The organism is Vibrio phycocola (assembly GCF_053850235.1).
In genome coordinates this window covers 1-13,718 of the sequence record NZ_JBSQDJ010000006.1, presented here as the reverse complement: position 1 = coordinate 13,718, position 13,718 = coordinate 1, and the positions used below count along the sequence as shown (strand labels likewise).

The following is a 13,718-nucleotide window of genomic DNA, read 5'->3' as shown; positions in this document are numbered from 1 at the left end:
TTATGAATCTAAGCGGCAACTGGATGTTATATCTAGTTCTGAATTTTGAACTTCTGTCTGAACGCCATACAACCCAAGCAAGCTATGAAATAAGTTATCGTGTGATAATGCGTGTTTCTGAGATTTTTCTTTAAGACATTGACTACTCAGCCTTTTTTGCTGAGCATACTCTTTTGGTATCCACATTAACCAAGGCACTTGTGTTTGCTCCTTCGGTGCTATTGCATAAGGTGTACCGTGCAAGTACAGCCCACCTTCTCCCAGTGATTCACCATGATCAGAGATATAAGTCATCATGATGTTATAATCGTTCGACACGGTTTTCAGTTCATCAATCACTTGGGATAAGACATAGTCGCTATACACCAGTGTATTGTCGTAAACATTAACGATTTGTTTGTCGTTACAGTTTTCAATGTCACTACGATTACATGCAGGTTGGAACGGTGCTTGAGCATCTGGATAGCGTTGCCAATAGGTAGGCCCATGACTACCTATCGTATGCAGGACCAACAACTTGTTATGAGAACCATCATCGATAAACTGTTTGGCATCTTTAAGCATGGCAACATCAAAACAAGTTGAACCGTTACAATCGTCATTTTTTAGCGATGGATCGATGGAAATGTAAGTTAGATTTTTAGCAACACCTTTATCTCCACCGTCATTATCAATCCACAAGACATCTACTCCTGCGTGTTGAAGTACATTGAGTACGTTATCCTGAGCAGCTGTGTGGGGTTTACTGTAAGAGTTGCGAGTCATATTGGAGAACATGCACGGAACGGACAAAGCTGTGTAAGTACCACACGAAGACACATCCTGAAAGGCGATTAAGTCCATATTTCTCGTGTACGGATTGGTATTCCGACTATATCCGTTATAAGCAAAGTTCATTGCTCGTGCAGTCTCACCTAAGACGACGACCATCAATGTTGGTTTTCCGTTGGCAACTTCAACTACCTTCGCATCTGTACCTAACTTTTGGTAAACCAGTTTAGTTTCGAAGTAGGTTTTCTTAAGGTATTTCGTGCCATTGTAGATGTGAGCAGGATTAATCATTTTGTTTAAGTAACTATTATTTCGACCTACTGAGGCGTAATCTTTGTAACAAGTCTCCGCAATAAGACCAATACCAACGACAGCTACTAGAACAAGACCTACTCTGGAGAGAAGAGCATACTTCCAATTTTGAAACGGTGTTATACGGACGGCGGCTATGAAGCCACAAGGTACGACACCAAAAGCAAATAAATAAAAGACTGTCGTATAATTTAGGTAGAAAAAGACTTCCGACGAATTAGTTTCAAAAACACTTTCCATCATAGTGGAGTCAAACATGGTCTGAAAATTTACCGCTGCGTACAATGCCCCAGCAGAGGTCAGCACTACAAAACACATAAACGGCTTAAAAATATAAGGCCAAGCAAATGCTGATAAAACAATAATAAATGCACAGGTCAGTAACACCGGTGCGGTATAGGGGAATACAGGATTGGAAACACCTGAGCTTAAATTAAAAATAGTTCTCAGCACGGGATAATTCATCACAGTACCAAAATATAAAGCACACAATATAACTAGTGTTGTTATATGCATCGAAATACGATATGAAAGCAATTTTTTTATTGGCATCATCAATTATAAGCTTGGTAATATTTCTTATAGATATAGGAACTTACTGATTTCAGAATTAGTGAATAAAATGGAATAGACTTTCACAATTCTGAGATGGGGTTAGTATTGCAATTGATGTGTGAAAAAATTGTCAACAACGGTATATCTGGTGCGCCAACCTGCATCGCGTCACTGGTATTTTTTGCTATTGCGACTTCGAATGTCTTACTGAGATATTAAGTGCCTGGCATTCAGGTAAGTTCTAGCCGACTCAATTAATGGGATGTTGGAGTTAGAAGATCACAACGGGTTTCACTTTCAAGAAGCGCCCTAATTCTTTGGCTGACAAACAATGGGGCAAAAGTGTGATTAACAACATGAGTTAGCAATCTTTTTCTAGAAAAAGCTTCACACCTTATCCTGTTTATTTTTACAGTAGTAAACAACTAAAGGGAGAGAGACATGTTTCTTCAGAGGCCCAAGCCATTTCCGGATGAATCATTGGAAAGCTTTTTCATCCGAGTGGCGAACAAAAACGGATATCAAGACGTACACCGTTTTCTCTATGCACTTAAGAACTATCTTCTCGACGTTGATTCCGACAAATATGATACCTTCCCTACTGACATCAAACTGATTAACCCTTGTCACTCAAAAAGTAACTCTACAAGCCGAATTCATGCACTCCAGGCCATCAGTCAATTAACCTTTAACGTTCCAGGAGATGTACTCTCCTTAGCTATTAATCGCTCATCAAAAAGATACTCCTCTGGTACTAAGGCACTTATGCGTGGTGCTGAGATAATTCCTCGCTCTCTTTTACGTAACGCACCTGCTCCGGTCTGTCCTTTGTGCCTATGTGAAACAGGATACGCAGACTATCGATGGCACTTTGAAGGCTATGATGTGTGTCATAAGCATGGTTGTAAGTTAACAGTTTCGTGTACATGTAGTGAGCCATATGATTATAGAAGCAATGGTCTTTCAGGTGAGTGTAGCTCTTGTGGAAATCCATTACCTATACACACTATTGATACGTTAAAACAACAATCCTCTATCTCGATCTGGCTCACTGGCTCCGATGACTCACTTCTACCAGACATCCCAATTAGCTATCGATGGGGACTGGTTCATTGGTGGAAGAAAGCAAGTCAATCAGAGTATTTTGATGCAATGAGTTTTTACCAGTTCTGGGAAAACTGGCCTGAATCTATAGGCCAAAAAATTCAAGACACTGTGGAATACAACCTTGAATACAGAACAGTAGGCGAAAATGAGTTAACACTACGAGATGTATTAGGGAACTTGTTGTTTTCGTGCATTTTGCTTCCCGACAGAAACTTAAAGTACAACCTCATTTTGAGAGAACTGTTCCACTACCTTGAACAGAGAGTCTGGGAAGATAACGGGCAGTTCGCTAACCTCCGGATGAACGCAATAGATGTCGCTATCCTTCTTAATACGGATATGGAGCAAATAGCCTCACTCGTTGACCAGCGGATCTTAGTTCCCTCAAGAAACATCAAAAATAACGAACCATTGAATAAAACCGCCAACCTTTTTTATCTCGGAGACGTCTACTGCCTTTGGCTAGCAGAGTTTCAGACAGATGAGTTCAATCGCTCATTTTATGTTTCAAGGTGGTAGTCTACATGAACCTGAAAGATGTTTTGACAAGTGATGCCGATGACCTAAATTCCGAATTGCGACGCGCATTCCGGCCACTGACTCCAGCGATAGTTATATCAGAAGAACTTTCTAAAGCTTTAATCATTTTGGTAAACCTTACTGATAAGGTCGACAAGCAGATTGATCTACTCAGCAGAGATAAATGCAAGAAAAAACTAAGAGATGAAAAGTGGTGGGCTCGTTGTCTTAATACCGCTAAATATCGCCAAAGTCACAATGTGAAATTTCCAGATATTCGGGCTACAGGCACCATACGGGCAGAAACGATAGGAGAGCTTCCTGAATACTTACTATCATCAAGTAAGTTGCCTAAAGCTGCATGGGCATATTCCAAAGATTCAACTGACGTTAATGTGTGTATGTTTTTATGCGCAGAATTTATTTGGGAAGGGAGTATCTCTTGTCTTGCTATACTACTTCAGGACTTCGACCACTCCATTTGGTTCGCACTAAAAAGATTGGGCTGCTACGAGAAATTTAGGAAGCTTGCGGTCAAAACACTAAAGAAAATCCCGTCACGAACAATAGATGTCACTCTTGCACCGAACTACCTTAAACAGATTAGCCTTCCTGATGGCAACGACTCGTACATATCACTATCGCCCGTAGCCTCACAAGCACTCCAATCTTACATGTATCAATCACTAGAAGCACAGCGTAATAGCCAAACATTTCGTGCTAGTCGCCCTGGGAACATGGGGTTATTACCAGCTTGTTGTGGCGGCGCATTTAGAATGCTTAAAACAATACCATTTATCAAAGACAGGAGACATCATTACCTAAATGATGAACCACGCTGGTTATCAACCGAAGCTATCCGCGCAATGTCTCAATACATGGAAGCTCCAAGTTGGTTATTACCGTCAAATCTGTATCAGAAAGAAATTGCACGAGTGAAGTTCACTATTGAAGAAATGGTGCAAAAGTGGATGAACAACCAAACCAATGTTGAAGAAACGTCATTATCGGCCCTTACAGAAAAGCTAAATACAGATTTAGCATCATCAAAATCTGGCCCTAGACTTAGTTATGAACCGAGATTGACCAAGTTACTTTACTATTTGATTAATAAACTACGGCAACAGGCAGCGGAACTAAAAGTTAAAAATGCAAGCATGCGGTACTTACTTATCCCAGAGATTCGAGTCTGCGCAGCCAGCGCACAGAGCTCCAGTGTAACCATTGGACTGCCCTCTATAATGGGATTGTTTGGTTTTGTACACGCTTTTGAAAGGAACATTTCGAAGCATTCACCGGGATTTAAAGTCAACAGTTTTGCTACCTGTATACATAGCTACCACCTGCAAAACCGAGGATTAACAAAGGAAGCAGTTAAAAAGCTTTCTGGAGAGATATCACCGCCAGCGATATACGACGATTGGCAGTGTGATTTAACGTTCAGCCTGTTACTTGATTGCGGTGACTTTTCAGAATCACTGCTAGAGCGAGTCCCGAAATTATTGCCTAAAAGGCTTTGGCGAGGTAAATCCTATATTGATATAGATGATATGCAACATATCTTAGTTTATTCGAAAGCCACTTCGGCAATAAGTGCTATTCCTAACGATTATGGCTTTTGGCTAGGCTTTGATAACCACACAGCTATTGAAGATATCGGTACTCTTGTTGAGCACTGCAGAACTAATAGGACATCATTAGTAACAACCGTTGGGTATCACCTATTAGAGCAGCCTAAAGAAAGAGCGGAAAGCCTGCGAGGCTACCCCCATGCGTTCTGCGAAACAGCGCTTGGGTTAATTAGACCTGTAACGGTCACCCGAGCAACTAATATCAATGAGATTTTCTGGAACTACACTGTTGATGAATATAATCCGCAGATATCACCAAGGAGTTGTCAATGAAACTTCCAAAGCAACTAGCTTATGAGAAATCAATAGAAGCAACGGACGTGACATTCGAAGCGATCTGGCCTTCCGGTGAAATAAAACCGCTTAAAATATTCAGCAGAATAGCCTTGGGAATGAAAGAAGGAACACATTCAGCCTGTAACAATGACGGAACTATTAAAGATAAGGTTGAGCCAACTGAACTTGCTGAAGGCAATCCGCATGAACTCAATGTCTGCCAAGTACCATACGGAATTGAACTATTACAATGCCGTTTTTCTGTTACTTTTTCATCTGAACTTCTTGAAGAATACAAGTGCTCCGATGCGCCAGTTCGTAAAACTATGCATGATTTAGTCGCACTGTATATACAAAAAGTAGGCTTAGAAGAGCTAGTCTCTCGGTATCTTGAAAATATCTTTAACGGGCGATGGCTATGGAGAAATGCTAAAAAATCATATTGCACCACAATTGAAGTTAAGCCTTGGCCTTGGGAAGACTCACTGATTGTTGCCCATGATATACGATCACTGAGAAAAAATGATCATTGGCTTCACGAGATAGAAGGCTGGGATCAACTGATACAACTGATTATTGGTTCCATGACATCACCAGATGATTACTGCATCTTAAAAGTATGTGCAAAACTACAACTTCCAGAGATGACACCTGTCTACCCAAGTCAGGCATTTAAAGATTCAAAACAGAAAAAAAGTGATAAACCAGATAGAAGAGAAGTCAACCGTATCTACCAGTCCACTGAAATAGATGGATATAATAGTCCAATATTTGGTTGCTACAAAACAGGAGCAGCGATAGCCACCATCGATGATTGGTACCCTAATGCAGAGAAACCACTGCGTGTGGGGCATTACGGTGTTCATAAACAACATGCCACCGCGTATAGGCACCCAGATACAGGTAAAGACTTCTTTAGTTTGCTAAAAAGAGCCGATGAATTTGTGAAGATCCTAAGAAAGGATGTCCCTATAGAACAAGAAATGATAAACGATCTTCATTTTATCATGGCAAATATCATCAAAGGCGGACTATTCCAGGAAAAGGGAAACTAATATGGCTTGGTACTATCGCAGCGTAACCTTTCTTCCAGAGCACAGAAATAATGAAGTTCTTGTTGGGAAGTGTTTAAAGAAGCTTCATGGTTTCTGCAATAAGTATCAAACGAATGCGATTGGCGTTTCATTTCCTTGCTGGACGGAAGCGACCATTGGTAACCGAATCACTTTTGTTTCACAGGACCCAATGAAGCTAGACTTTCTGCTTACTCAGACTTATTTTCGGGAAATGGTGCTTCTCGGGTATTTTGTTATCACCAGCTACACAGAGGTTCCCGCAGACTGTACATACGTTCTTTTCAGGCGAAACCAGATGATCGATAAAACCACTCCACTCGGCCAGGAACGAAACGCGAGAAGACGAAAAACCAGAGCTACTGAACGTGGAGTAGACACCTCTATCATAGAGAAAATTGAGCAAACTTTATTTACAGTTGAGCACTATCATTCCATTCCGATGAGTAGCAAAAGTACAAGCAACAAATTTCGGCTGAATATTCAAACGGAACTAGAAAGACCAAGTATTGAGAACGGGAGATTTACAAGCTACGGGCTATCTAATAGAGAAAACTGTCTACAGTCAGTACCATTGATTTGACCTTTTTTCAGAGCAACCTGATAACCAATTGATTTTGAAGAACCTATGTCTTATTCTAGAATTTGGGTATATTGCTCAATACAACACTAACTTATTGTGTTATGAGTATTATACTAAGAAATGTAACACCTTACTGCCGCACAGGCAGCTGATAATGTGAAGTTTAGGCGATTACATGGAAGGCTCTACCTTACTGCCGCACAGGCAGCTGATAATTTGATAACGTGTATCGCATCGCATGCTTTGAACCTTACTGCCGCACAGGCAGTTAACTAGTCACATCTTAATTCCTCGATTCACAAACAGCCTAATCGCTGTTTGCCTCTCCATCAAATGAGGACTATAATCCTCATTACTACTGCAAAAGTAGTTGATAAAAAACGAACCACTTTTATTCGAGTTCAAGATCACTCACTGCCGAACAGGCAGATTTCATTTAAGGAAGTAGTTCCTTGACATCACACTGTAGAACCGCGGCTATCTGGTAGGCTTTCTCTAGTGTGATGTTCACTTCTCCTCTTTCGATTCGACCAACGTAACTGCGATCAATATCAGCTGAAAGAGCCAGTTTGTCCTGAGAAATACCTTTGTCTCTACGCATATTGCGAATATTGACTCCGAATTTTTTCGCTAAGTCTTTCATATTGTTCGTACATTAAAAAGAAAGACTATCGGCTCTTGATGCGCACATTACCACGGACTATAATCCGCATCTCGTTAATATAAGTAGCTATCAATAGATAAGAGAGGGTTAAGGTGTCACAAATATTTACTCTACATCCCGATTTGTTCGCTGTACTCATGGATCATGAAATGAACAGTTTTCAAATACCTCAAATTCGAGATCTTCTTATGAGCAGATCGATGCAGGGAAAAAGCAACAGTACCGTTCGCTTGTTTGTATCAAGACACCTAAACGCGCTCGAAGCCCAGGGTCTATTAACTAGTAAAGGCAAAGGACGAAAAAAAATATTCAGCAAAACAGCGCTTTTCTTAGATTCTGACCTTCAGCCAAACCAAAAACCACAAAAATATATACCCAAAAAGGAAGACGCAAAAACAACCAATCGCAATGCGTGTATGCATGAACTAGTACAAGCTAAATTGACGTTAGAAGCTGAGTTAACCATTCTTCTTGCTGAAACCGAGGAGTATCAGTCAATAATGCTGCAATACCCTGAAGCTAAAAAACATGCTAAGAAACTTCATGAACAATCTACGCAACACTCAGCAGTGTTAACCGGAAAAGTAACAGCAATGACAAAAATAATAGAACTTGCAAAAGCGGAAGTAGCGCTATGTTAAGAACATGGCAAGCCGAGTGTATTGACAAAGCACTTCTCAAATATTCCGCTGGACAAAAGCACTTTCTGGCTCAAGCTACACCCGGCGCCGGAAAAACTATTTTTTCGGCATATCTCAGCAAAAAACTATTAGATTCTGGCAAGATTGATCTAGTCATTTGTTTCTCACCGTCTGTTACTGTATCGGCGGGATTTGCAGCTACGTTTTCACATATTTTAAAATGTTCTTTTAACGGAAAAGTTGGGTGTGTAGGTATGTCTTTGACGTATCAATCACTGCAATACTTAGATGATAATTTTTGGAAAACACTGTCAAAACACCGTGTTTTAGCAATTTTTGATGAGATTCATCATTGCTCCGGCGAGAATGTGCAGAATGCGAATTCTTGGGGTGAGCAACTCCTACTGAAAGTACAGCAATCGTCTACCTTTACCTTAGCCTTGACAGGAACACCATGGCGTTCGGACCGCATGCCGATATCTCTCAGTTCCTATAGCGATCCAGAGGGAAAGATCATTTGTGATTACCAGTACACCCTGCAGCAAGCAATTATGGACAATGTTTGCCGTAAACCCAAGCTAGTATTAGTCGATAACGAACAACTTAAAATAACAAATGGCAATAAATCAGAAAGTTACAACTCGATTAGCACCCTTTTCAAGGAAAACAAACTTGGCTACTCAAGTATCCTGCATGATACCAATGCTCTATCACATATTCTAAAGTTGGCGTGCAATAAGCTCAAATCAATAAGATCGACAAACTCCAACGCCGGAGGCTTAGTAGTCGCTTCCTCTGTTTCTCATGCGAAGCTCATTCAAAAGCTACTGACTGAAAAATTTAACCAATCCAGCGTTTTAGTCTCATATCATGACCTGTATGCACAAACGACAATTAACCGTTTTAAAAATAGCGATGTAGAATGGATTATTAGCATAGGTATGGTTAGTGAGGGAACCGATATACCCCGATTACAAGTATGCTGCCACTTAAGTAACGTCCGAACCGAACTGTATTTTCGACAGGTACTTGGAAGAATTTTGCGAATAACAAAACTGTCAAACCAAGAAGCCTGGTTGTATACCTTTGCGGAAGAAAGCCTTATCAGTTTCGCAGAACAAATTGAACAAGATATCCCTGAGTCATGCTTGTATATAAAACAAGATACCCCTAAACAAGATACCAGTGAAAATACATCAGCTAATTCACTGTCTAGCTTAAGTCATTCAGGATCTATTTCTGGCAACCAAGCCAAGCTTCATTGGGATAACAAAATTCTAAACCTTGGTGATACCACCAATGACTCACAGCATGAATCCTTATCTCTAGGGAAATTTCGAGAGCGTGTAATTCAAGCATTTTCAGCTTTGTGAAGATAAGTTTATTGTGCCCCAAGTGTAGTATCGGTGAACATATATGATTTCTATGTATAAGCGATAATATGCGCACATGACTATGTAACGCGTTTTTGGACAAAACTGAGTTTGCGGCTTTGATAAATTAGTGCTTAACGGATTTCCTAGGGTATTGGAAAACGTCTAACCTCGCGGCCAACCTCAGTGTTCCGCTGAACTACTAAGTTGATAACTATTCACCCTCAATTTCATTTACTACTTCTTGATATAAACTAACCTGCCTAGAGTCGCCTAATCTTAAATATTCATCAGCAATATCTTTGGCATAACGCTCACCATCTGTGCCCATGTTAATTAGATTAACAAACAGTTTTTTAACGCTTTCATCCGAATATATAGAACAAGGGCGAGAAAGCGCCTCCTTCCAAATTTCGTATGTATCCTGCGGATGCTTGTCGCTTAGACGCGCTAAATTTTCAACTAATGTATCAGCGTTGTAATCATACCCTGCATAAGGGGCAATGCTCATCAACCAATTTTTTGATTGCTTATCAATTTCGTCAATGAATTCAGACCACAATGACAATCTTGATGTAAATTGTTTCCCTTTATTCGTGTTAGGCTTTATCAGAGCAACTAATGAAGGGAACAAGGAGAACACTTTTTCTCTAATCTTTATTTCTTGATTATCTCTTTGTGTCCAAAAAAACCAAATCATCGTCTCCAATTCAGAGTAATTAGCTCGTCTTATCATAAGAGCAATCGCTCCGTTTTGGTCATCAACCTTTTCTAATTCATGAATACAAGCCACACAAATAAATTCGATATATCGATTTTTGGTTTCATCTTTAAGGTATTTGCTATCTAGAAGTAGTTCAAAATAATTATGCTTTCTAAATAGAGCATAAATTTCTGGCCTCAAGTGACTTACATAGCTGTAACCCTGTATCGCGCATAGCCAGCGTTGCAAATTCGATTGGTCAAATATCTTATCTAGATTTGTAAGAGTCCACTCTTCTGATAAATAGGTGAAGTTGGGAATATAGGTTCCTACAATCGCAGCAAACTCATACTCATTTACTGAGTCTGGTTTATCTAATTCACGAGCAAACATAGGTTCGTAGGTGCCCCATACTTCTGAATGTTGAGTTGTTTCTTTGTTTGAGTTTCTACACTCATATAGCGCTAGGTTGACATAAGCCTCTAAACAACGTCCCCGCGGACTACTGATAGCAATAGATACAGCATCTGAATCAAGATTAAACTTTTCCCCTGATTGGCGTTCTAAAATCAGTTCAAGAACACGTTTGGCACGACTAGATTTATCTATTCCGAAAGCATAGGAGTCACTCTTACATCCTGATTCAATCAATCTGCTTAATGTACCAATAACCCAATTAACATTACCGATGAAAGCGCCTTCGCTGTTACTGCCGTCATCATTCCAGAAGTGATCTGTTACCAATAATTTTTCTGAAAATGCTAAAATTTCATTCCATCTAGAATCCCAATCTAACGTTTTTTTAGCTTCCCAGAGGCTTGAATATACTGAAAATAGTTCATGTAAGTAATAAGACTTCAATTGAATCAAGTGTTCAGTATGACTTAAAATAGTATCGCATTCTAGCGTGACTAATTCGCCGAATTTTTTTACTAACCCCTCGATTCCAGGTTCACGAAAGTGCCCTTTAAATTTGTAATCATTAAGAGAATTCACCAGCTCCTCTGGTGTTTTCAGCAGTACTAATAGTTGATTAATCTCTATAGGTGACTCGTGTTGAACTGTTCCAACACTCATGTAACTTGAAAAATCAGGGTGATCAGGTTCTTTACCTGTTATTTCTGTGCATATTTCATATAAGATTTTGGCTTCTTCGTCTTGTTCTTTAATAGAATAATACCAAATAGACTGTCGATATGCCGTTGGCTTCGATTCGATACAACCCGATTCATCTGTATAAACCAGTTTGGATATCACATCGTGAACTTGTTTTTTTTCATCATCCGTCAAGTTAATGAAATTACAGTTTAAGAAATGCCAAAGTTCGTGACGATAGTGGTCACTGAAAAAGCCTTCATTAAGGAGCTTTCCTCTTAATTCTCTTGATAGTTTGATGAAAGATTCACCTGCAATGTAGATAGCAACACGTTGAATAGTTTGATATCTATTATCCAGCATACTGCAAAGCTTAATATTTACAGCTTCGTCATCGCTTACATTGCAGTAACCTAGTAGTGTATCTCGAAAAAGTTTCAGCGTAATTGCTTCAACATCATTACGACTTGAGTTTTGTTCATGCTCTTCAACAGCACGTCGCCAAATAACAGACCATTGGTCGTTTCCCTCAATATCAATAGCTTGTTTAAACTTACTTTCAAACAATTCAACAACTTCAAGCCCTAAAAGTTCCCCCGCTTTTTTCGCTAATTTTTCAGCGATCGAGTTGGCCGTGTAACCATCCATATTAAGCCTAGGCTCACTTTTTTCTGAAGAGATTTTGCTTTCTGTAGAAGAGATAGCAAATAAAAAATCAAAAATTTTAAGTGTAAGTTCGTTGTTATGCGCATTTGGTACTTCTAGTAAGTCAACGACCCAGTCGCCAATTTCTTTACTTACTAGTCGACTATCAAATCGATCAGAAAACCAGTAAGAGATAATCTCTACTTCCGAAATTGATATTAAATCTGACGGAATATTTCTTAATATCTTTGCAAACTGCCACCACGTACGATAGTTGCTAAAGCTATGCTCAGAAGCATATGTCGTTACATCTACAATTAACTGTAAATATAACTTGGCATAACCCTCATTATCCTGATCGCAAAGATGCTGGGATGAGGAAGCTAAGTATTGAGTAATAGGCCAAGAAGGAGTGTTCCAGTAATTTCCTTCGGTATTTACGGGACTAGGGTTTAGAGATGGGGCCAGTAGCCCTTTTTCACTAAAGACCTTAAACCATTTCAGGCTTTTTACCTTAGAGAAAAAATGCGGCTGCAATTCAGGCTTTGCAATGACTCGCCTTAGAACCATTAGTTCATCTTGTGATAGCTCACTAATCATTTAATATCCTATCCATCAACGCAATATCATCAACCAAAGCGGGTGGCTGAACACTTAACTTACTTGACCAATGCTCTACTACATGTTCAAGCTGCTGATAGTCTTTTTCATCTCTCGTATAACCAATCAGGTGAACACCAAATGACCTTTGATGGTAAACCTTTAACCTATCATAAAGAGGTTGTTCACTTCTGAAGAATGGTTGAAGCAAAAAACGTTGTCGTTTATTGTCCAGCTCTTTGATACCTGAACGCCTCAAAATATGCTCTAAAATTTCTGACTCTTCAAGACCATAGCCAATAAATAGCACCACATAATTTTCAAACAACTCTGCTAAGAAATGCTGTACATTCTTCTCGTCATAATGAGCGAGATAATCACGAGTCGTAACTATCATAGTTTCAGGTTTTTCAATATCACCATGCAAATGAATAACTGTCCCTGGTTCTTTTAGATCTGCCGCATTTAAATTTGCTACGCCAGACTTTCGATTAACCTTTTGTTTTGTCTCTTTTTCAGACTGTTCTTCAAGCGGATCAGGATTAAGTTCATGGTCATAATTCGTAGTGACACATGTGGCCTTAATTGAATTAATATTGGGGTAAATAGAGCTTTCAAATCGAGCTTTAAGGTTAGATCTAAGATCTAACTTTTGACCATTTTCTTGGCTAATGAAATCAGCGATGGAAAGCTGTTTCTTGGGGTCTAATTTCTTTAACTGTTCAAGCTCTGCATAATCAATAAATCCATTATCAACTAAGCTACGAAGGGCATCATTAGCAAGGCCTCCCCATGATGGCATTCCAACCATCATGGAAGCGCCAGCTCCAACAAAAAGTACTAAATTCCCATTTTGCGCGGCATTAACTATTTCATCTGGAACTGGAGGGAGGGGTTCTAGCTGGTCTGTCATTTTACACAAATCTTCCTTGAAAATTGAACTTTCAATTAGACCTTTTTAAAGGTTTGTCTAGAGTCAGGCTATTGTTTTTCTATATCTGTTAATAGCCACTATGTGCATAATGCAGGATTAGTAAAATTTGGTCAAAGAGCAGTTACTTGAAATGTTGCATGTGAAAGTTATAACACATTTTGGTCGAGTAGACGACACTTGTTACCAAGTGCCGCCCCTCTAAGAACCGTACGTGCAACTTTCACTGCATACGGCTC

At 39.6% G+C, this 13,718-nt stretch carries 10 protein-coding genes; 6 read left to right on the top strand and 4 right to left on the bottom strand.

The features are described 5' to 3' along the window. Positions 1-1,599: a phosphoethanolamine transferase gene (locus tag ACWU4D_RS08965; RefSeq protein WP_456051079.1), complete on the bottom strand. Its 1,599-nt coding sequence runs from the start codon at positions 1,597-1,599 to the stop codon at positions 1-3. A 480-nt stretch (positions 1,600-2,079) separates the two neighbouring features. Between ACWU4D_RS08965 and ACWU4D_RS08960 the strand changes: the two genes are divergently transcribed. Genes ACWU4D_RS08960 through cas6f form a run of 4 tightly spaced genes read left to right on the top strand, consistent with a single transcriptional unit; the run spans position 2,080 to position 6,827 of the window. Then, on the top strand, positions 2,080-3,264 hold the full coding sequence (locus ACWU4D_RS08960) for a TniQ family protein (RefSeq protein WP_456051078.1): 1,185 nt from the start codon (positions 2,080-2,082) through the stop codon (positions 3,262-3,264). A gap of 5 nt (positions 3,265-3,269) precedes the next feature. Beyond that, complete coding sequence (locus ACWU4D_RS08955) at positions 3,270-5,168, top strand: type I-F CRISPR-associated protein Csy2 (RefSeq protein WP_456051077.1); 1,899 nt, start codon at positions 3,270-3,272, stop codon at positions 5,166-5,168. Further along, on the top strand, positions 5,165-6,226 hold the full coding sequence (gene csy3, locus ACWU4D_RS08950) for a type I-F CRISPR-associated protein Csy3 (protein WP_456051076.1): 1,062 nt from the start codon (positions 5,165-5,167) through the stop codon (positions 6,224-6,226). The genes ACWU4D_RS08955 and csy3 overlap by 4 nt, the downstream gene beginning before the upstream one ends. Before the next feature lies 1 nt (position 6,227). Then, positions 6,228-6,827, top strand: a complete 600-nt coding sequence (gene cas6f, locus ACWU4D_RS08945; RefSeq protein ID WP_456051075.1) for a type I-F CRISPR-associated endoribonuclease Cas6/Csy4 — start codon at positions 6,228-6,230, stop codon at positions 6,825-6,827. Between the two features lie 436 nt (positions 6,828-7,263). Here the strand turns inward: cas6f and ACWU4D_RS08940 are convergent, their stop codons facing one another. After that, entirely contained in the window at positions 7,264-7,470 is a 207-nt protein-coding gene (locus ACWU4D_RS08940; RefSeq protein WP_456051074.1) for a helix-turn-helix domain-containing protein, read from the bottom strand. A 170-nt stretch (positions 7,471-7,640) separates the two neighbouring features. Here ACWU4D_RS08940 and ACWU4D_RS08935 point away from each other — a divergent pair, with 170 nt between their 5' ends. Beyond that, the gene (locus ACWU4D_RS08935; protein ID WP_456051073.1) at positions 7,641-8,132 is read left to right on the top strand and encodes a hypothetical protein; all 492 of its coding nucleotides are present in this window, start codon (positions 7,641-7,643) and stop codon (positions 8,130-8,132) included. Next, positions 8,126-9,505 carry a DEAD/DEAH box helicase gene (locus ACWU4D_RS08930; protein WP_456051072.1) on the top strand — a complete coding sequence of 460 codons (1,380 nt, stop codon included), beginning with the start codon at positions 8,126-8,128 and terminating at the stop codon, positions 9,503-9,505. The genes ACWU4D_RS08935 and ACWU4D_RS08930 overlap by 7 nt, the downstream gene beginning before the upstream one ends. A gap of 214 nt (positions 9,506-9,719) precedes the next feature. Here the strand turns inward: ACWU4D_RS08930 and ACWU4D_RS08925 are convergent, their stop codons facing one another. Then, positions 9,720-12,548 (bottom strand): hypothetical protein, encoded by a 2,829-nt coding sequence (locus ACWU4D_RS08925; protein WP_456051071.1) that lies wholly within the window; start codon positions 12,546-12,548, stop codon positions 9,720-9,722. Then, on the bottom strand, positions 12,541-13,461 hold the full coding sequence (locus ACWU4D_RS08920) for an SIR2 family protein (protein WP_456051070.1): 921 nt from the start codon (positions 13,459-13,461) through the stop codon (positions 12,541-12,543). The genes ACWU4D_RS08925 and ACWU4D_RS08920 overlap by 8 nt, the downstream gene beginning before the upstream one ends. Between the last annotated feature and the right edge of the window lie 257 nt (positions 13,462-13,718).

What these genes read in the sequence shown, in the direction of transcription:
- ACWU4D_RS08965 (WP_456051079.1), bottom strand. Translation starts at nt 1,599, where the DNA reads ATGCATATAACAACACTAGTTATATTGTGTGCTTTATATTTTGGTACT.
- ACWU4D_RS08960 (WP_456051078.1), top strand. Translation starts at nt 2,080, where the DNA reads ATGTTTCTTCAGAGGCCCAAGCCATTTCCGGATGAATCATTGGAAAGC.
- ACWU4D_RS08955 (WP_456051077.1), top strand. Translation starts at nt 3,270, where the DNA reads ATGAACCTGAAAGATGTTTTGACAAGTGATGCCGATGACCTAAATTCC.
- csy3 (WP_456051076.1), top strand. Translation starts at nt 5,165, where the DNA reads ATGAAACTTCCAAAGCAACTAGCTTATGAGAAATCAATAGAAGCAACG.
- cas6f (WP_456051075.1), top strand. Translation starts at nt 6,228, where the DNA reads ATGGCTTGGTACTATCGCAGCGTAACCTTTCTTCCAGAGCACAGAAAT.
- ACWU4D_RS08940 (WP_456051074.1), bottom strand. Translation starts at nt 7,470, where the DNA reads ATGAAAGACTTAGCGAAAAAATTCGGAGTCAATATTCGCAATATGCGT.
- ACWU4D_RS08935 (WP_456051073.1), top strand. Translation starts at nt 7,641, where the DNA reads ATGAACAGTTTTCAAATACCTCAAATTCGAGATCTTCTTATGAGCAGA.
- ACWU4D_RS08930 (WP_456051072.1), top strand. Translation starts at nt 8,126, where the DNA reads ATGTTAAGAACATGGCAAGCCGAGTGTATTGACAAAGCACTTCTCAAA.
- ACWU4D_RS08925 (WP_456051071.1), bottom strand. Translation starts at nt 12,548, where the DNA reads ATGATTAGTGAGCTATCACAAGATGAACTAATGGTTCTAAGGCGAGTC.
- ACWU4D_RS08920 (WP_456051070.1), bottom strand. Translation starts at nt 13,461, where the DNA reads ATGACAGACCAGCTAGAACCCCTCCCTCCAGTTCCAGATGAAATAGTT.